General features: G+C 74.1%; 14 protein-coding genes. 3 read left to right on the top strand and 11 right to left on the bottom strand.

The genetic code is table 11. From position 1 onward, the window contains the following. Positions 1-2: 2 nt before the first annotated feature. The 9 genes from ABD808_RS35860 to grpE all read right to left on the bottom strand — a co-directional run bounded on the left by ABD808_RS35860 (position 3) and on the right by grpE (position 15,043). Positions 3-2,282, bottom strand: a complete 2,280-nt coding sequence (locus ABD808_RS35860; protein ID WP_344907070.1) for an FdhF/YdeP family oxidoreductase — start codon at positions 2,280-2,282, stop codon at positions 3-5. A gap of 56 nt (positions 2,283-2,338) precedes the next feature. Then, entirely contained in the window at positions 2,339-3,460 is a 1,122-nt protein-coding gene (locus ABD808_RS35855) for a S1C family serine protease (protein WP_344907067.1), read from the bottom strand. 45 nt (positions 3,461-3,505) lie between these two features. Beyond that, complete coding sequence (locus tag ABD808_RS35850) at positions 3,506-4,753, bottom strand: multidrug effflux MFS transporter (RefSeq protein ID WP_344907064.1); 1,248 nt, start codon at positions 4,751-4,753, stop codon at positions 3,506-3,508. A 90-nt stretch (positions 4,754-4,843) separates the two neighbouring features. Next, positions 4,844-6,565 carry a TRAFAC clade GTPase domain-containing protein gene (locus tag ABD808_RS35845; protein WP_344907061.1) on the bottom strand — a complete coding sequence of 574 codons (1,722 nt, stop codon included), beginning with the start codon at positions 6,563-6,565 and terminating at the stop codon, positions 4,844-4,846. 3 nt (positions 6,566-6,568) lie between these two features. Beyond that, complete coding sequence (locus tag ABD808_RS35840; protein WP_344907058.1) at positions 6,569-8,803, bottom strand: GAP1-N2 domain-containing protein; 2,235 nt, start codon at positions 8,801-8,803, stop codon at positions 6,569-6,571. 2 nt (positions 8,804-8,805) lie between these two features. Beyond that, the gene (locus ABD808_RS35835) at positions 8,806-10,050 is read right to left on the bottom strand and encodes a TRAFAC clade GTPase domain-containing protein (protein ID WP_344907055.1); all 1,245 of its coding nucleotides are present in this window, start codon (positions 10,048-10,050) and stop codon (positions 8,806-8,808) included. Continuing rightward, the gene (locus ABD808_RS35830; RefSeq protein ID WP_344907052.1) at positions 10,047-12,686 is read right to left on the bottom strand and encodes a SaeA-related protein; all 2,640 of its coding nucleotides are present in this window, start codon (positions 12,684-12,686) and stop codon (positions 10,047-10,049) included. The genes ABD808_RS35835 and ABD808_RS35830 overlap by 4 nt, the downstream gene beginning before the upstream one ends. Before the next feature lie 13 nt (positions 12,687-12,699). Continuing rightward, the gene (locus ABD808_RS35825) at positions 12,700-14,283 is read right to left on the bottom strand and encodes an Hsp70 family protein (RefSeq protein ID WP_344907049.1); all 1,584 of its coding nucleotides are present in this window, start codon (positions 14,281-14,283) and stop codon (positions 12,700-12,702) included. A 7-nt stretch (positions 14,284-14,290) separates the two neighbouring features. Continuing rightward, positions 14,291-15,043 carry a nucleotide exchange factor GrpE gene (gene grpE / locus ABD808_RS35820; protein ID WP_344907046.1) on the bottom strand — a complete coding sequence of 251 codons (753 nt, stop codon included), beginning with the start codon at positions 15,041-15,043 and terminating at the stop codon, positions 14,291-14,293. Between the two features lie 194 nt (positions 15,044-15,237). On the opposite strand from grpE, the gene ABD808_RS35815 reads away from it, so the two are divergent. Next, the gene (locus ABD808_RS35815) at positions 15,238-15,687 is read left to right on the top strand and encodes a hypothetical protein (protein ID WP_344907043.1); all 450 of its coding nucleotides are present in this window, start codon (positions 15,238-15,240) and stop codon (positions 15,685-15,687) included. Here ABD808_RS35815 and ABD808_RS35810 read toward each other — a convergent pair. Continuing rightward, entirely contained in the window at positions 15,650-16,567 is a 918-nt protein-coding gene (locus tag ABD808_RS35810) for a carbohydrate kinase family protein (protein ID WP_344907040.1), read from the bottom strand. The genes ABD808_RS35815 and ABD808_RS35810 overlap by 38 nt on opposite strands. A 72-nt stretch (positions 16,568-16,639) precedes the next feature. On the opposite strand from ABD808_RS35810, the gene ABD808_RS35805 reads away from it, so the two are divergent. Both ABD808_RS35805 and ABD808_RS35800 read left to right on the top strand, forming a co-directional pair. Continuing rightward, positions 16,640-17,290, top strand: coding sequence for a class II aldolase/adducin family protein (locus ABD808_RS35805; protein ID WP_344907647.1), 651 nt, complete (start codon positions 16,640-16,642; stop codon positions 17,288-17,290). A gap of 20 nt (positions 17,291-17,310) precedes the next feature. After that, positions 17,311-17,730, top strand: coding sequence for a TIGR03668 family PPOX class F420-dependent oxidoreductase (locus tag ABD808_RS35800; protein ID WP_344907038.1), 420 nt, complete (start codon positions 17,311-17,313; stop codon positions 17,728-17,730). 7 nt (positions 17,731-17,737) lie between these two features. Here ABD808_RS35800 and ABD808_RS35795 read toward each other — a convergent pair whose 3' ends face one another. Further along, a complete protein-coding gene (locus ABD808_RS35795) occupies positions 17,738-18,736 on the bottom strand; it encodes an ADP-ribosylglycohydrolase family protein (RefSeq protein WP_344907035.1) in 999 nt (332 codons plus the stop codon). Positions 18,737-18,749: the final 13 nt, after the last annotated feature.

Below are 18,749 nucleotides of genomic sequence, written 5' to 3'. Positions count from 1 at the left end.
GCCTAGACCGCCCTCACCGGTTCAAATCGGACGATCACGGACTTGGACGTCGGCGTGTTGCTGACCTCGGCGGTGCTGTCGAGCGGCACGAGGACGTTCGTCTCCGGGAAGTACGCCGCCGCGCAGCCCCGTGCCGTCGGGTAGGAGATGATCCGGAAGGACGGTGCCCGGCGCTCCACGCCGTCGGTCCATTCCGACACCAGGTCGACCATCGTTCCGTCGGCCAAGCCGAGGGCCTCCAGGTCTGCGGGGTTGACGAACACGACGCGGCGGCCGGACTTGACGCCCCGGTAGCGGTCGTCCAGGCCGTAGATCGTGGTGTTGTACTGGTCGTGGCTGCGGACGGTCTGGAGCAGCAGGCGTCCCTCCGGGATCTGGAGCACCTCCAGCTCGTTCACCGTCAGGTTCGCCTTGCCGGTCGCGGTCGGGAACTTGCGCTCGTCGCGTGGGGCGTGGGGGAGGGTGAAGCCGGTGGGTTCGCGGACGCGGGCGTTGTAGTCGTCGAAGCCGGGCACGACGCGGGAGACGTGGTCGCGGATCACGTCGTAGTCGTGTTGCATGGCGTCCCAATCGATGTCCGAGTCGGGGAGTGTCGCGTTCGCGAGGCGGCAGACGATCGACACCTCGGAGAGCAGGTCCGGGGACGCGGGCGCGAGACGGCCCCGGGAGGCGTGCACCATTCCCATCGAGTCTTCTACGGAGACGAACTGCGGCCCCGATTCCTGGGCGTCGCGTTCGGTGCGGCCCAGCGTCGGCAGGATCAGCCCGATCTCGCCGGTGACCGCGTGCGAGCGGTTGAGCTTGGTCGACACCTGCGCGGTCAGGCTGCACCGGCGCAGGGCCGCCTCCGTCACGGCGGAGTCGGGGGTCGCGCGGACGAAGTTGCCGCCCATTCCGAGGAACACCTTGGCGTTTCCGTCGCGCATGGCGCGGATCGCGTCGACGGTGTCCAGGCCGTGTTCGCGTGGGGGTTCGAAGTCGAACTCGGCTGCCAGGGCGTCCAGGAACTCGGGCTTGGGCTTCTCCCAGATGCCCATCGTCCGGTCGCCCTGGACGTTGGAGTGCCCGCGCACCGGGCAGACGCCCGCGCCGGGACGGCCGATGTTGCCGCGCAGGAGGAGGAAGTTGACGATCTCGCGGATGGTGGGCACGGAGTTGCGGTGCTGGGTCAACCCCATCGCCCAGCAGACGATGATCTTCTTGGCGGCCAGGACGTCGGTGAGCGCTGCCGCGATCTCTTCGCGGGTCAGGCCGGTCGCCGTCAGGACGTCGTCCCAGTCCAGGGCGCGGGCGTGCTTCTCGAAAGCCGCGAAGCCGTGGGTGTGGGCGTCGATGAAGTCGCGGTCGATGGCGTCGGGGGTCTCCAGGAGCATCCGGTTGAGTGCCTGGAAGAGGGCCAGGTCGCCGTTCAGGCGGATCTGGAGGAAACGGTCGGCGAGCGCCGTGCCGCGCCCGGTGATGCCGGACGCGCGCTGCGGGTTCTTGAACCGCATCAGGCCCGCCTCGGGCAGCGGGTTCACCGCGACGATCCGGGCCCCCGCCTTCTTGGCCCGTTCCAACGCCGACAGCATCCGGGGATGGTTCGTGCCCGGGTTCTGGCCGACGACGAAGATCAGGTCGGCCTGGTGGAGGTCGTCCAGCAGCACCGAGCCCTTGCCGACGCCGATCGTCTCGCTCAGCGCCGACCCCGACGACTCGTGGCACATGTTGCTGCAATCGGGGAGGTTGTTGGTGCCGAACGCGCGGACGAACAGCTGGTAGGCGAACGCGGCCTCGTTGCCGGTGCGGCCCGAGGTGTAGAAGACGGCCTCGTCCGGCGAGCCGAGCGCGGTCAGCTCCGACGCCAGCAGGCCGAACGCCTCGTCCCAGGAGATCGGCTCGTAGTGCTCGGCCCCGGCGCGCTTCACCATCGGCTCGGTCAGCCGACCCTGCTGGCCGAGCCAGTGGTCGGAGCGCCCCGCCAGCTCCGACACGGTGTGCCGGGCGAAGAACTCGCGGGTGACGCGGCGTGTCGTGGCCTCCTCGGCGACGGCCTTGGCGCCGTTCTCGCAGAACTCGGCGATGTGCCGGTGGTCGCCCTCGGGCCAGGCGCAGCCGGGGCAGTCGAAGCCGCGCTTCTGGTTGACGCGCAGCAGCGTCAACGCGGTGCGCCGCACGCCCATCTGGTCGTACGACTGGCGCAGCGCGGTCGTGACCCCCGGCACGCCCGCCGCCCACGTCTTCGGTTCCGACACCTCAAGACCCGCGTCGTCGAAGTCGTCGGCGGGCGCCTTCCGCGTCATCGCACACATCCTTACTACTCGGCCGGAGATGTCCCACTCTCGCACGTGAAAGGCGGTTATTGGGGCGGGCCTTCCACCAACCGGACCTCGGTCGACATCGGGATCCCCTGCGGGGTGGTCCATTCGATGCGGACGATATCGCCCGGCCTGCGGGCGAGCATCAGCGCGGTGAGGGTGGCGGGGGAGTCGACGGCCTGCCCGCCGAGCGCGACGATGGCGGCGCCCACCGGGACGCCCGCGGTCTCGGCGGGGGCGCCGGGCACGATCTCGGCGACGAGGACGCCGGGCCGGTCGCCGTTGGCGCGGACCTTCACGCCGAGCATGGCGGTCGGGCCGATGTGGACGGTCGGCGACGACTCGCCCCGCTGGATCCGCCGAGCGACGGCCAGGGCGTCCTCGGACGGGATCGCGTACCCCCGGTGGTCCGCGCCCGGCGCGGACCCACTGTCGGGCGGGGCGATCCCGGTGGAGGCGGCCGTGTTGACGCCGATGACCCGTCCGGCGGTGTTCAGCAGCGGGCCGCCGGAGTCGCCCGGCTTGATCGGCGCGTTGGTCTCGATCAGCCCGGTGAGCCGCTCGGACGTGCCGGTCGTGTCGTCACGCGCGGTGACCGTCTGCTCCAGCGCCAGGACGGCGCCGGTGACGACGGTCGGCGTGCCGCCCTTGCCGCCCGCGTTGCCGACGGCCGTGACGGGGGCGCCGACGGCGACGCCCGCCGCGGGCGCGAACACGGCGGCCTTGAGCCGGGTCGCGCCCGCCAGCCGGATCACCGCGATGTCGCCCGCCCGGTCATAGCCGACGACCCGCGCGGGGTAGGTGCGGCGGTCGTCGGTGTCGGTGCCCCTGATCTCGGTGGCGCCCTGGATCACGTGGTTGTTGGTCAGGACGAGCCCGGACGGGTGCAGCACGATGCCCGTCCCGGCGGCGCGGATGCCGCTGAGCGACTGCTCGGTCTCGATGTTGACGACGCCGGGCCGCCGCCCGCTCGGCGGCGCGTGCTGGGCGGTGGCGGTCGGCGTGCCGGGCGGCGGGACGTCCCGTGCGCCCTCGCTCTCGGTCACGCGGCAGCCGGGCACGAGCAGCAGGGACAGCAGCGCGACCAGGAGCATCGGGATCGCGATGCGGACGGCGGAAAGCCCCGTGGCACGGGGCGTGGCACGCGAGGTGTCGTCGCTCACTCGGCCTCCTAGCGCTTTCCACCATTAATTCCCTCTTCCTGGGTATTAGTCGGAAACGAGGGCGGCGGAGCGACGCGAACGGAGCGCGAACGCGGTGGCGACGGCCGCGAGCATCGCCGCGCCCGCGATCGACAGGGCCATCGGAACGGCGGTGTCGGGACCGGCGATCCCCGCGAGCGGCGCGGCGGCGCCGCCGACGGCGAACTGCGTCACGCCGAGCATGGCCGACGCGCTCCCGGCGACGCGCGGTGGACGTCCCGACAGGGCCAGCGCCGTCGTGTTCGGGCCGATGAGCCCCTGTCCGGCGGCGACGAGGAACAGCGCGGGCAGCACCCCGTACAGGCCGCCTCCGGTGAGCACCACGACGACCAGCGCGACGGCGCCCGCGACGACGATGGCGTGCCCCGTCGCGAGCAGCAGGCGCAGCGGGACGCGGCCCGCGAGCATGCCGCTGACCTGGCCCACCGCGACGATGCCGATGGAGTTGACGCCGAAGACGACGCTGAACGCCTGCGGGGACAGGTCGTAGATGTCCTGGAGCACGAACGGCGATCCGGAGATGTAGGTGAACAGCGTCGCGAACGACAGGCCGAGCGTCAGCGCGTATCCGGCGAACGGGCGGTCGGAGGCGAGCGCGCGGAACGTCCGCAGCGTGGCCCGCGTCCCGCCCGTCTCGCGCTGGCCGGGCGGCAGCGTCTCCTTCAGCCCGAGCAGCGCGCCGAGGAACAGCGCCACGCCGATCCCCGTCAGGACGGCGAAGATGCCCGTCCACGGCATGACGTTCAGCAGTTGCCCGCCGATGACGGGGGCGAGGATCGGCGCGAGGCCGGTCACCAGCATGAGCGCGGCGAAGAACTTGGCGGCGGCGACGCCGTCGTAGAGGTCCTGGACGATGGCGCGGGCGACGACGATCCCGGCGGCGCCCGCGGCGCCCTGCACCAGCCGGAGCGCGATGAGGGTCTCCACGGAGGGCGCGGCGACGCACAGCAGGGACGCGACGGCGTAGGCGGCGACGCCGATCAGCAGGGGCCTGCGCCGTCCGAACGCGTCGCTGAGCGGCCCCGCCACGACCTGGCCGATGGCGAGCCCGGCGACGCACGCGGTCAGCGTGAGCTGCGCCTGCATCGCGCCCGTGGACAGGTCGGAGGTCAGCGCGGGCAGCGCGGGCAGGTACATGTCGATCGACAGCGGCGCGACGGCGGTGAGCGCGCCGAGCAGGCAGATCATCAGGAGTCGCCGGTCCACGGGGCGGGGCGGCGCGGTGTCAAACGGCGAGGGGGCCGTCTGCGTCATGGGAGGTCTCCAAGGGGGATCATGGGCCTGCCTAGTAGGACGCAATGACGGTCCGTTATCTTCCGCGTCAGGAAGTGGGGTGCGTCACACTCAGAACGGGAGGCGTTCGGCGGCGGCGACGACCGCGCCGGTCACTGACGCGGCGGTGAGTGCCGACAGCCCCGACAGGACGGCCCAGCGCCCCACCGTGTACCCCACCGGGACACGGGTCGAGCCGCGTCCACGCACCGGCCACGGGGCCCGCAGCGGGGCCGTCCCCGGCGGCTCGGACGGCGCCTCAACCGCCGGACGGTCGCCCTCGGACGCGCCCGGCCCGGTCAACCCGACCACCCAGCCGAGCAGCTCGGCGACGTCCGCCGGTTCGGTCTCCAGGCCCGAGGCGAAGTACCGCACCTGCCCGGCGACCTGGTCGAGCGTCCGGACGGTGTTGCCGAGCCCCACCCGCGCGAGCCAGTCGCGCAGGTCGCCGTCCTCGGCCAGGCAGCGGCCGATCTCGGTGCGGGTCAGCAGGTCGACCTTGGTGACGATGACGGCCACGCGCTTCTGGCGTCCCTGGTCGGGACGGGAGCGCAGCTCGTTCAGCACCCGCTGGAGCGTGTCGGCCGGGTCCTCCTCCGACGACACGGCGGCCTGGTCGACGAAGCGCGTCTCGTCGCTGGTCAGGGCCCTGCGCAGCTGGGGGAGGGCGAACGGGTCGACGACGAACAGCAGCGCCTCGCCGTGGTCGAGATACCGCAGCGACTCGACCTCGGTGGCGCCCGTGTAGTGCTCGCCCGCCGGGTCGAACAGGTAGAGGATGCGGCGCGACCGTCCGGGCAGCTCCACGTCCACCATGGTGGCGAGGGGCAGCTCGGGTCCGGTCTTGGCGAGCCGCCCGCCGCGCTGGAACTCGCGGATGGCGCCCGCGTACGCCTGCGCGTGCCGCTGCTCGACGAACGTGAGCCGCCCGTGGACGGCGCGCGCCCGCGCGTGCAGCGCCCGGATGCCGAGGACCATGAACGTCGTCTTGCCCGCGGCCGGGCCGCCGACGAACGGCAGCGGCTCCACCCGAACCCGTCCGATGCGTTCGGGCAGCCGCCCGCCGCAGTGCGGGCAGTACGCGGCCAGCCGGAACCGCCCAAGCGGGACGGTCGTGGGCAGCCGCGCCCCGCATCGGCACACGTGCCGGAACGCGCCGCCCGACCCGGGGGCGAGATGCCGGTGCCGCGCGCCGCATCCCGGGCATTCGTACTCGGGCAGGCCGATCCGGTCGTAACAGAACGGGTGCGGGCAGGTCTGGAGGATCCGCCCGAACGTCATGAAGCCCCGCTCAACGGCGGCGAGGGCCAACACGCAGAGCAGCCACACCCCGAGCCCCATCGCGGCGGCGACCCCGTACAGGACGGTCAACGCCACCACGAACCCGGCCGCCGGGACGGCCGCCGCGACGATCCCCGCGCACAACGCCAGCCAGGTCGGGAAGAGGAAGAACCCCCAGAAGCCGCCGAGCAGCAGCCGCGTCAGCCGGACGACGATGCCCCTGGCCAGCTGGTACACCTGCGGGACGACCGTGTGGCTGATCGTCCACCAGTCGCGCCACACCTGCCCGAGCAGGTAGTGCCGGTAGGCGATCTTCGGTTCCGCGACCGGCGAGGGCCCCTCCAGGGTGGACGGCGCGAGCGTCCGGCAGGCGTGCAGGTAGTACAGGCCGATCCCGGCGACCCCGGCGACGATCAGCGTCCCGGCGAACAGCACCGGGAACACGTACATGAACCCGAGCCACATGACGGCGGCCCACACGGCGAGAAGCAGCAGCACGATGATGGGATGCACGGGTCACGTCCCCCCGGCCGACTCGTCCGCGGCGAGGAGGTCGCGCAGCGCGGCCCGCAGCCGGGGGCTGCGCGACAGGCGGGCGTCGAGCTGCCGGGCCGCGAGCCAGCGTCCGGCGGCGGCCCGCGCCCACGCCTCCAGGGCCGGTTCGGCGGCGCCGCGCGCCTTCAGCCGCAGCACCACCTCGACGAGGTCGTTGCGGCGCCCGAGGTCGGCGCCGCGCAGCGGGACCCGTCCGGCGCGGGCGCGGGCGGGCAGGTCGGCGGTCCAGCGGGCGCCGAGCCGGGCGCGGGCGGCCTCCGACAGGCCCGCCAGCAGCTCCGCCCGGAACGCCGGGGGCCGCTCGGACAACTGCCGCGCCGCCCCGACGAACGCCTCCCCGGCGAGCTGCGTCGTGGCGTCATCGGCGGGGGCGATCTCCTCCAGGGCGCGGGCGGCGCGCGGTGGCCCTGCGGTGATCGCCGTCCCGTAGGCCAGGACGACGGCGGCGTCGCGGCCGGACGGGCCGTCCGGCATGAGGTCGCGGACCCGTTCGGCGAGCCGCAGCGTCGCCGGTTCGGCGAGGCGCTCGCCGCCGGGGAACGCGAGCCTGGTGAACGTCCGGGACGGCAGCCCGGCCAGCGCCGGATGGTCTGTCATCGCGGGGCCGTGCTCGTCCAGCAGCTCCGCGCATTCGGCGGCGGACGGGGGAGTGGCCCAGACCTCGCGCAGGGCCGAGTCGAGGTCGGCGCCATCCAGCCGGAGCAGCTCGCCGGTGATCGCGATCCGGCGTCCCGGGGTCCGGCGCCCGATCGACGCGAGCACGGCGGACGCGACGGTGGGCTTGGCGCGCAGCCGGTCGCCGTGCTCGTAGAGGAGGTCGCAGTCGGCGGGCGTGAGCGCCGCCGCTCGTTCTCGGTCGGCGGCTTCGGTGAGGCCGGTGAGGACGCCGTCCAGGAGGGCGTCCCGCAGCGCGACGGGGCAGTCGGACAGTGCCTCGCGCAGGTCGGCGGCCCCGCGCCGCGCGCATCGCGCCGCCGATTCCGCGACCTGCTCCGGGCCCGGCGGCGCTCCGGCGCGATCGGCGACACCGGCCGCCGCCGCGACCGCGACCAGACCGGGCGCCTCCGCCATCGCGTCCACCACCCGGTCGGTGACGCGGATCGAGCACTGCCGCGCCACCTCGTCCGCGCCCGCCGCCCGCGCCCGCTCGTGCACGGCGAGCGCCAGGCCGAGACCCATGGACGGGACGCCCGGCACGAGGTCGCGCCAGACCCACTCGGGGATGTCGGACCCGCGCCTCGTCAGCAGTTCGGCGGCCGCGGCCTCCTCGTCCGGCGTGACGGTGACGTCGCCCCGGCACAGCGCCAGTAGCGCGGCGGCGCCCTCCTGCCCGGGGTCGTCCAGCGGGGCCAGCTCGCCGAGGGCGTCCAGGCCGCCGAAGTCACCGTCGCGCCAGCATCCGGCGACGGTCCGCGCGAAGCGGCTGGCCTCGCCGTCCAGGTGGCCGCCGCGCAGGTCGAACGCACGGGCGTGCGAGGCGTGGTGCCGTTCGGCGGCCCAGATCGCGGGCGTCGTGCCGACCAGGCGCTGCGCGGCGCCCTCCGGGTCGCCGGTGTAGGTGACGAACGACAGCCGCGCCGCCGCCCCGACGGGCAGCGAGTACGACACGATCGCGATCCAGCGGGCGATCAGGTCGACGTCGTCGGCGACGAGGACGACCCGGCCGTGGCCCCGGCGCAGGACGTCCGCGACGGCGTCCACGAGGTGGCCGAGCAGCGCGTACGGGTCGGCGGGGCCCGACTCGGGGAGCCAGGCCGCGAGGGTGTCCGGGTCGAGCGCCGTGCCCGGGGTCAACTCGTCCAGCGGATCCAGGACGGCCTCCGCCGCCGGGTCGGGCGTCCAGTGCGGGGCGTGCCACAACTCGGCGGGACGCAGCCCCTCCAACTCGTCCGGCTCCGCCACGACTGCGTGTGCGAAGAAGTTGCCGTAGCGACCCGAGTAGTCGCGGCCGAGATAGCGGCAACGCAGTAGCAGCGGCCGCCCGTCGACCCGGTCGTAGAGCAGCGACACGGGGAACCCTGCCAGCTCGGCGTCGTCAGGGGACAGCGGCGCGTCGGGCGGCGGACGGTACGACAGGTACGGCGTCACGCCCGCCCTGACCCCGTCCGGCAACCCGGGGGTCTCGGCGACGAACTGGAAACCGGCCCGGCCGGTGGGACCGCGCCGCGCGGACGTGTAGTGCAACTGCCACGCCACGGCTAGCCCTCCCCGGGACGGACGCCGTCCAGCATCCCGAACCTGTACAGCAGCCAGAGCAGCGGATCCTCCGCACGGTAGGGACGGACGCCGCCCGCCCCGACCCGGCCGTCGTCCGGGACGCCGCCGAGCGCCGACAGCCCGAACAGCGCGTGGTCGGCGTACTGCTGCCCGAGATACGTGTCGAGCTGCCCGGCCTGCCAGTCGTGCAGCAGCGCGCGGACCTGCTCGTTCACCGCGTCCCTGTCGTCCAGATCGAGGACCCCCACGCCGGAACGGGAGCGGTGCAGCGCCGACTGGTCCAGCAGCCCCGGCCGCAACACGTCGATCTTGGTGAGCGCGACGGCGACGGGCACGGGCAGCGGCTCGCCGGGACGGGTGCCGTGCCGCTGCCGCAACGTGTCGGTGACGCGGGCGATGATGTTCAGCGGCTCGCTGTCGGGGTCGTCCCCCGCCCCGTGCGGAGCCGGGACGGCGTCCCGCACGCCCGTCCGCGCCCCGGGCAGCTCCAGCGGGTCGACGAGGAAGATGATCGCGTCGGCCGCCTCCAGGTACCGCAGGTGCAGGTCGGTGACCTCGCGGCTGCGCAGGTCCTCGCCCGCCGTGTCGAACAGCACGAGCGCGAGCGAGTCGTTGCGGGTACGCGCGAACCGTCCCCGCGCGAACCGGCCGTGCCGCGTGCGGGTGAGCAGGTAGACGAGCGGTTCGCGGGGGCCGGTCGTCGCGCTGGTGGTCGTCGGCAGTAGCCGCCGTTCCTCCAGCAGCGGGCGCGCGAAGTCGCGCTTGTACCGTTCGATGGTGCGGTCGTCGCAGGCGACGAGGGAGGCGTCCAGCTCGGTCCCGACGCGGTTCATCAGCTCGTGCAGCAGGACGGCGATGTAGGTGCTCTTGCCCGCGTTCTTCGCGCCGACCAGCGCGACGATCCGGCCGGGCGAGTCGCAGTACGCCGACGGCAGCGGGTTGTGGCAGTCCGGGCAGGCGCGGTTGCCGGTCGGGAGCCCGCAGTCGGGGCAGTCGGCGCGACCCCCGCGCTTGAACGACACGCGCCCGGACGCGGAGAACACCGGCGGCAGCGACGCGCCCGCGGTCGACCCGGTGTACTCGGCGAGCGCCGTGTCCAGGACGGGCGCGCAGCCCTGCCGCCGCCCGGCCTGCCCCCGGCATCGGAACAGGATCCGTTGCGGCGCGACCGCCCCGAAGCAGTACGGGCAGGTGACGCTCTGCGTCCTCGCGGTCATGGGGTTCATCGCGCGACCTGGAGCCGCCGGACGGGGGGATCGCTCAGCTCGACGACCTCGTCGTCGGCGAAGCAGCGCAGCCAGTAGGGCCCGGACGCCTCCGGTACGGCGAGGGACAGCTCGCCGGGCACCGGTACCTGCTCCCACGCGCCGAGCGTCTCGCCGTCGGCGGCGCGGTGCGGCATGACCCGTCCGGCGCGCAGCACCAGCGACAGCCGCGCCACCCGCAGTGGCCGCGACGACGTCAGCCGGATCGTCAGGTACCGCCGCCACGGCGGGCCCGATCGCAGCACGTCGTACCGGACGATCGCGCGGGCCGCCACCTGCGCGGTGACCGGCGGGCCCGTCACCCGGGAGCCGCCGACGTTTCCGGCCGCCGCGACCGTCAGTTCGACCGGTTCGTCCTCGGGGACGGGCAGCCGGATCCCGCCCTGCGTGTCGTAGGCGGCGCGGGTCACGATCTCGGTCGACGGCGGGTCGGCGATGCGCAGGGCGTCCCGGCCGACCAGATAGGCGACCTCGACCTCCGCGACGTCCGGCGGCCAGTCGAAGCCGACGTGCACATGGTCGCCGCGCCGCTCGGCGACCAGACGGCGCGGCGGCGGCAGGTTCACGTGCCGGTGGTAGGCGCCGATCGCGGCGCCGCCCTCCGCCACCGTCACCGCCAGCAGCCAGCCGCCCGCGCCCGGCCGGACCGCGAGCCCGCCGTCCAGCGGCGTGCACGCCAGCCGCCGGGTCTCCCGCCGGACCTCCTCCAGCGGGACGAGCGCGCTGCGCGGCCACGGCGGCGGTCCCGGCGACAGCACCAGCTCGACCGTCCCGGTGCGGGGCGGGGCGAAGCGGACCCTGACGAGGCCGGGGTCGGACTCGTCGACCTCCGCCGCCAGCTCGAACACCGGCTCGGGCGGCGCGCTCGGCGTGACCGACGCGCGCACCCCGTCCGTCACGACCTCCCGCCCGGACCCGTCGAGGTAGACGGCGGCGACGAGGTAGTGGTGCGTCCGGCCGTTGTGGACGCGCTCGCGGAACCCGTCGCGGCCTGCCGGGATGGGTCCGCCGTCCCGGACGACCACGACCCGCGCGGCCTCCGCGGGGCAGCGCCACCGTCCGGTGACCTCGCCGTCCCCGGCGAGCAGTTCCACCTCCGTGGGCTCGGGCCGCACCACGATCGGACCCGCCACGGCGGGCGCGGCGGCGGCCTCGCCCCGCACCGCGAACACCCCGTAGTACACCGCCGCGTTGATGGGCGGACGCTCGTCCAGCGGCCCGCCGAGCCCGGTGCCGTCGCGGGCGTCGCGAGGCGCCCGGCCCACCTGACGCACGATCTTGTAGAGCACCTCGCCCGCCGTGGACGGCGACGGCTCCCACGACAGCCGCACCACGCCCGCGCGGGCGTCGAGATCGGCGCGCACCATGGGGACGGGACGCGGCGGCAGCCGGTGCCGGTGCGCCGCCGCGCCGGGCAGGTCGCGGACGAGCCGCAGCGCGTCGTCCAGCAGCAGGTGCGCGCGGTCGGGATCGGGATCGGCGGTGGCCGTCTCGCGCAGCCGCAGCGCCGTGTCGAGCCGGTGCCGCGCCTCGGCGGCCAGCACCTCCTCCTCGGGCGCCTCGGCATTGGACGGCCCGTCGCCGGAGGGACGGGGCACGTTCGCGGCGTCCGCCAGCTCCGCCGCCGCGAACACCTCACCGGCGTCCAGGAGGGCGCGCAGCCGTCCCGCGAGACCGCCGCCGCCCTGGCCCGTCTCGCGGACGAGCGCGAACACCATCCGGCGCGCGTCGCCCCGCTCGATGCCGAGGTCGTCGACCGCGTACCGCAGCAGGGCCCGTTCGGACGCCCGCTGCCGCAGCCGCTCGCGGAGCCGGTCCACCACGTCGAACAAGACCAGGTCGCGCGGCGGCACGTCCGACCGCAGCGCGGCCAGGATCGTGTCGGCGTGCGTGGTGCTGGTGTCGCGGCCCCGCCGCGCCCACTGCGCCGCCGCCGTCTCGACCGCCTCCCGATCGAGGCGCGGGGGGCCGCCCGCGACGGCGAACCCGTCCAGCAGCCGGATCGGGCCCGTGAGCCGCGCGCCGAACACGAAGTCGGCGAGGTGCCGGGAGCCGAGGACGTCCAGAGACTCCCGCACCTTCCGGTACGCCGGGTAGGGCGCGGCGGACGGCAGCGGGTCGGGCTCGCGGATCTCGATGCCGTCGGTCGCGGCGTCGCCCTCCAGCTCGGCGCGGGTGACGCCGCCGGTGCGGGCGATGCCCTCCACCTCGGCGGGCGTCGCCATCTTCAACGTCCCGGCCGCGTCGGCGAGCCGGGCGCGGGCGTCGCCGCGTCGCCGCTCGGTGCGGGCCCGCCCGCCGCGCAGCCGCTCCTCCAGCGGACGCGGGTCGCCGCGCTCGGCGGCGGCGAACAGCGGCGCCAGCTCGCGGTGCTCGGCCTCCAGCCGGTCGATCAGCTTGCGGTACTTCAGCTGCCCGCGGGCCCGTCGCCAGCACTGCCGGACCTGCTTGACCCGCGCCGCGACCTCCTCGCCGGACAGCTCGCCGGGCGGGAGTTCGGGCAGCGCGTAGCGGACGCGCAGGTCTTCGGGAGGCTGGTCGCCCGCGGCCCGCGCGGGCTCCAGCACCTCCCGCCGGTAGTCGTCGTCGAACGCCACGGGCGCCTCCCGATCAGCTCACCCGGACCCGGGAGAGGGCCTTCCGGGAGCGCTCGACCTCCTCCTCGGACATGCCGCCGACGTCCACCTTCAGCTCCAGCCGCTCCCCGGTCTCCTTCTCCATGGCCGTCACGTTCAGCAGCCCGGACGAGTCGAGCGCGAACGTGACCCGGATCGGCCAGCCCGCCTGCTTGCCCGGCGGGACGCGGATCTCCCCGGTCGCGATCTCGGTGTTGTCGATCAGGTCGGTGGACTCGACCACGCCCGCCTGCTCCATCACCCGGATGTCGGCGGACGGCTGGTCGTCGTACACGGTGAAGAAGTCCTCGGTCTTGGCGGCGGGCAGCTCCTCGTTGGCGTGCACCAGGTGCGCGACGCTCTCCGCGCCGGTGTCGCGGTCGACGACCACGATCCCGAAGGCGTGCGACGCGACCGTCGTGATCTGCCGCGCCGCGATCCGCTCGCGCTGCTCGGCGGACAGCCCCGCGCGGCTCGCCAGCTCCTCGGCCCGCTCGGCGGCGCCCTCCCGGACGAGCCGCCGGTACGTCTCCTCGAACGCGAACAGCGCCGCGCCCTTGGCGACGGCGAGGTCGGGATCCTGGAGGCGGGGCGTGAGGCCCAGCTCGGTCGCCAGCCGCGCGGCGACGACCGGCATCTTCGTGGACCCGCCGACGAGGACGAGGTCGTCGTAGTCCTCCACGCCCTTGTCCGCGGCGGCGGCCAGCGTCCGGCCGGTGATCTCCACGGTGCGGTCCAGGAGGTCCTTGGTCAGCTCCTCGAGCTTCTCCCGCGTGACCTCGACCGTCGCGACCCGGCCGTCGTGCATGACGCGGACGGTGTGCGCGGTGCGGGTCGTGAGGGCCTTCTTGGCGTCCTCGGCGTCGCGGCGGAGCTGCTGCTCCGTCTGCTTGTCGTCGAGCGGGTCGGCGGCGTCGGGGTGCTCGGCGCGGAACCGTTCGGCGAGGTGCTCGACGAGACGGGCGTCCCAGTCGGCGCCGCCCAGCTCGTGGTCGCCGTCGGTGCACACCACCTCGATGTGCCCGTCGCGCAGCGCGATCACGGTGGTGTCGAACGTCCCGCCGCCGAGGTCGTACACGAGGATCGTGCGGTCCTGCTCGGGGTTCAGCACGCCGTAGGTGATCGCGGCGGCGATCGGCTCGGACACGATGTCGATGACGTTCAGCCGGGCGATGTGCCCCGCCTTGCGGGTCGCGTCGCGCTCGGCCGCGCCGAAGTACGCGGGGACGGTGATGACGACGTCGCGGGCCTCCTCGCCGGTCGTGGTCCGCGCGTCCGTCGCGAGCTTCAGCAGGATGAACGCCGACAGCTCCTCCGGCGTGAAGTCGATCCCGTGGATGGGACGGGTCACGTCCCGGCCCATGTCCCGCTTGATCAGGCTGACGACGTTGTCGGGCTCCAGCACCGCGGTGTCCTTCGCGGTGGCGCCGACGACGACGTTCTCGCCGCTCTCGAAGTAGACGACGGACGGGGTGGTGTCGGTGCCCTCAAGGTTCCGCAGGACCGCCGGTCGTCCCACGTCGTCGATGGAGGCAATGCAGGAGTACGTGGTTCCGAGGTCGATCCCGTAGACAGCCATGTCCCACTCACCCATCGGTGCCGAGTCCGGTGTTCACTCCGTTGTTCACTGCTTCGGCGCGCTGGGTCTCGTCGAGTCTCCCGACGCTGACCGCGGCCTTGCGCAGCACTCTGCCGTCCTGCTCGAACCCGTCGGCCTGGACGGCGGTGACGGTGTTGTCCCGCAACGGGTCGTCGACGGGCGTGACCGCGACGGGACGGTGCCGCGCCGCGTCGTAGGGGGCGCCCGGCTCGACGGTGAAGCGCTCCACGCCGAGCCGCGCTAGGGCGTCCGCGACGTCGTCGGCGACCGCCGCCAGCAGCAGCGCCGTCCGCCGCGCGTCGGGCGGTTCGGCGAGGTCGGGCGAGGCGAGGCGGCCCGACTCGCGGCGCGTCTGGTCGTGCAGCCGGTACAGCGCGGTCTTGACGGGTTCGAGCATGGCCCGCAGCTCACCGCGCCGCAGCCGCTGGTTCTCCTCGTGCAGCCGGTCGATGACGGCCTCGCGGTGCGCGGCGCGCTCATGCTCGCGGTCGAGCCGCGCGGCGAGCCCGGCGAGCGCGTCCCTGATCGCGCCGGGACCGACCTCGTCGGATTCGACCTCGCCGGGCTCGACCTTGCTCGTCCCGACCTCGCCGGTTTCGACACGACCGGTTCCGACATCACCGGATTCGACATCACCGGATTCGACATCGTCGGGCGTGACGTCGCAGGGCGCGTCGGACGTCGACTCCGGCCCGGTTGCGGAGTCCTCGTCGACTGTGGGTTCCCCGTCCCTCGACACGTGCAGTCACCTTAATGCTGGGAGGCAGGAGGCGATAGGTCCGCCGATGACCTCCACCGGACTCTAGTTTGACCGGCACCCGCCGTTCCAGCACCGCACTCCGCGGCGTTTTCTCGCGTCGTCACCTCGAGGTAACACCAGGGAAACGAGCCTCGTCGAGGCTGGGGGGACATGTGGGGGAACAGGAGGTGGCGATGATGCTGCGGATACGCATCCGCCTGCCGGACCGTCCGGGATCACTCGGACGGGTCGCGCGCACGCGCGGCGCGGAGATCCTCGCCGACGCCGTCCCGGCGATCCTGAGCGCCGACTGGGCGGGGCTCGCCGAGCAGACGGCGGACGGCGACGCGGTGCTGGTGCACGCCAGCGCCGGGGCCGCGCCGGGCGCCGGACTGCCGGACCTGGCGCCGCTGCGGCCACGGGCGTTCACGGCGCCGGACGGCACGCGGTTCGCGGTCTGCCCGCTGTCCGGCGGCGCGCTCGCGCTGGTCGTCGCCCGCACCGGCGCGCCGCCGTTCCACCGGACGGAGGTGTGCCGCCTCGAACAACTCGCCGGGGCGGCGGACGCGGTCCTCGCCCGGCGGCTCGGGCCGGCGGGCGAGCGACTCAGCCCAGCAGGCGAAGCACCGAGTCCAGGTCGGTGAGGCAGGCGTCGGAGCCGAGGCCCTGCGCGACGGTCGCGGACGTGGCGCTGCCCCAGCGCGCCGACTCCAGGACGTCGCGCCCGTGCGCGAGGCCGGTGATGAACCCGGCGCAGTAGGCGGCGCCGCAGCCGGTGGTGTCGACGACCTTGACGGGCGGTGCGGGCAGTCGCCGCGTGTCCCGGCGGGTCGCGACGACGCTGTCGTCCCCACCGCGCGTGACGATCACCGTGGCGGGCCCTCGGGCGAGGAGCGCCCCGGCGGCCTTCTCCGGGTCGTCCTCGCCGGTCATCGCGGCGGCCTGCCCTTCCGACAGCAGGACGTGGTCGACGTGGGGCAGGAACGCGGCGGCGTCGCCGAGCAGGTCGGGCCGGGGGGACAGCGGGTCCATGGTCACGACGGTGCCGGACTCGCGCGCGGCGGCGAGCATCGTGAAGAACGCCGGGTCGTTCAGTCCGGTCGTGACGTCGGGCCCGCCGAGGTGCACCACGGTCGCGGCGCCGAGCAGCCCGGGGCCGACCGCGCCCGCGGTGAGGGTCAGGTTGGCGCCGGGGGCGTGCAGGGCCGGGCGGTCGCCGTCCGGCCGGACGGGCAGGATGGACGCGGCGGTCTGGGTCGCGGTCCGCCGGACGAGCCCGCGCACGTCCACGCCGTTCCTGGTCATGATCGCCACGAGCAGGTCGCCGAGGTCGTCGTCGCCGATCGCGCCGACCGAGACCACGTCGTTGCCGAGCCGCGCGAGCGCCACGGCCGTGCCCGCGGCGGCCCCGGCGGCGGTCACCCTGATCTCGTCGACGACGACGGGGTCGGGCCCTTCCGGGACGTTCCGCACGGGCCCGGCGAGCACGTCCAGGGTGTGCGCCCCCAGTGTTACCACGGCCATGACCGGACCCCTTAAAGATCGTCAGGGCCGTTAGCGTAACGGTGTGCACCTGGAAACATGAAAGGTATTCGCATGCTGTTGTCGGACGAAAGGCGCAAACTAGCTGCGATCGGTCGACTGCTGGCCGAAACCGGTCTCGTGCCGGGGACATCGGGCAACCTCAGCGTCCGGTCGGGCGACCTCGTCGCCGTCACCCCGGCCGGAATGAGGCTCGACCGGATGGAACCCGCCGACTGCCCGGTCGTCACCCTGTCGGGCGCCCTCGCCGAGGGCGAGCGGGCGCCGTCCTCGGAGACGCCGATGCATCTCGCGCTGTACGAGTCGACGGCGGCGAGGGCGATCGTCCACACCCACTCCACCTATGCCGCCGTCGTGGCGACGACCATGGCCGAGCTGCCGCCGATCCACTACAACATCCTTCTTCTGGGCGGCACCGTGCGGGTCGCCGAGTACGCCACCTACGGGACGCCCGAGCTGGCCGACAACGTCCGCGCCGCCATGTCCGGCGGACGGCGCGCCGCACTGCTGGCCAACCACGGCGGCGTCACGATCGGCCGCGACCTGGACGAGGCGTTCGAGAACGCGCGCCTGCTGGAATGGCTGTGCGGCGTGTACGTCCGGGCCAGGGCGATCGGCGAGCCGCGAATCCTGACCGCCGAGGAGCTGGCGAAGGTCACCGAACGCGGCCTGGCCCCGTCCGACCTTCCGCCTCTAAATGGCTGAGGGCATGGAAAGCTGAGCGGGTGCCGAAGCTTCCGCCGGACGAGGCGCGCCGCCTGCTCACGACGGTCCCGGTCGCGCGCCTCGCGACCGTGGGGGAGGACGCGCGGCCGCACCTCGTCCCGGTGACGTTCGCCGTCCACCGGGGAGCGGTCTACACCGCCGTCGACCACAAGCCGAAAAGCACGCGGGACCTGCGCAGGCTGGCCAACATCCGCGCCAACCCGCGCGTCGCGCTGCTTGCCGACCACTACGAGGACGACTGGGACCGCCTCTGGTGGGTCCGCGTGGACGGCCGCGCCGCCGTCGTCGACGACCCGGCGCGGACGGCCGAACCCGTCCGGCTGCTCGCCGACCGCTACGCCCAGTACCGCGAACGGCCGCCGCGCGGCCCGGTCATCGTGATCACGATCGACGCCTGGACCGGCTGGACGGCGTCGTAACGCCGGGTCAGTCCCAGGCCCGACCGATCTTCGCGAGGTCGTCGGCGTACTCGATGCGGGCGGACCAGCCGTCCGGCCAGGCGTCCATGCCGAGATGGGCGCCCGCGAACGCGCCCGCCAGGCAGGCGATCGAGTCGGAGTCGCCGGAGCTGGCCGCGCCCCGCCGGATCGCCCTGACCGGCTCGTCCGGGAAGAGCAGGAAGCACAGCAGTCCGGTGGCGAGCGCCTCCTCCGCGACCCAGCCCGCGCCGGTGATCTCGCAGGGGTCGGACGCGCGGTCGCCGCGTTCGACGGCCACGTCCAGGCGGTCGAGGGCGTCCAGGCACTCCTCCCAGCCGAGGGACATGAACGTCATGGGGTCGAACGCCTTCGACCGCTGCCACAGGGTGCCGAGCCAGCGCTCGTGGTAGGTGGTGCGTTCCTCGTAGCAGCGGTCGCGGAGCGCGTCGGACAGGTCGGACGGGTCCATTCCGTCGGCCAGCCACCGCACCGCGAACGCCGTCAGCTCGCTGGCGGCGAGCCCCGTCGGATGGCCGTGCGTGAGGGCCGCCTGGAGTTGCGCCGCGCCCGCCCGGGTCTCGTCCGTCAGCCCGGGGGCCAGGCCCACCGGCGCGACCCGCATGTTCGCGCCGCACCCCTTGGAACCCGCGATGGTGGCGTCCACCCAAGGCTTCCCAGCGGCCAGGCCATGGCAGGCGCGCAGGCACGTGTTGCCGGGCGCGCGGTTGTTGTCGGGGCTGTTGAGCCAGTCGACGAACCGGCGCCGCCACATGGGGGTGATGAGGTCGGGGGTGAAGGGAGGGTTCTCCAGCGCGTCCAGCAGGGCCACGCCGACCGCGATCGCCATCTGGGTGTCGTCGGTGACCAGGGCGGGATCGCCGTCGAGCCCGGCGGGCCCGTCCTCGCCGAACCGCTCGCGGATCTGCTTCATGGTGAGGAACTCGGTGGGGGCGCCGAGAGCGTCCCCGTACGCCAGCCCGAACATGGTGCCGCTCGCCCGTGTCATGGGCGGCATTCTT

Origin of the sequence: Actinomadura meridiana, assembly GCF_039537545.1 — a bacterium.
Lineage (GTDB): Bacteria > Actinomycetota > Actinomycetes > Streptosporangiales > Streptosporangiaceae > Spirillospora > Spirillospora meridiana.
This window is presented reverse-complemented; position numbering and strand designations above follow the sequence as displayed.

What these genes read in the sequence shown, in the direction of transcription:
- ABD808_RS35860 (WP_344907070.1), bottom strand. Translation starts at nt 2,282, where the DNA reads ATGACGCGGAAGGCGCCCGCCGACGACTTCGACGACGCGGGTCTTGAG.
- ABD808_RS35850 (WP_344907064.1), bottom strand. Translation starts at nt 4,753, where the DNA reads ATGACGCAGACGGCCCCCTCGCCGTTTGACACCGCGCCGCCCCGCCCC.
- ABD808_RS35835 (WP_344907055.1), bottom strand. Translation starts at nt 10,050, where the DNA reads ATGAACCCCATGACCGCGAGGACGCAGAGCGTCACCTGCCCGTACTGC.
- ABD808_RS35825 (WP_344907049.1), bottom strand. Translation starts at nt 14,283, where the DNA reads ATGGCTGTCTACGGGATCGACCTCGGAACCACGTACTCCTGCATTGCC.
- ABD808_RS35815 (WP_344907043.1), top strand. Translation starts at nt 15,238, where the DNA reads ATGATGCTGCGGATACGCATCCGCCTGCCGGACCGTCCGGGATCACTC.
- ABD808_RS35810 (WP_344907040.1), bottom strand. Translation starts at nt 16,567, where the DNA reads ATGGCCGTGGTAACACTGGGGGCGCACACCCTGGACGTGCTCGCCGGG.
- ABD808_RS35805 (WP_344907647.1), top strand. Translation starts at nt 16,640, where the DNA reads ATGCTGTTGTCGGACGAAAGGCGCAAACTAGCTGCGATCGGTCGACTG.
- ABD808_RS35795 (WP_344907035.1), bottom strand. Translation starts at nt 18,736, where the DNA reads ATGACACGGGCGAGCGGCACCATGTTCGGGCTGGCGTACGGGGACGCT.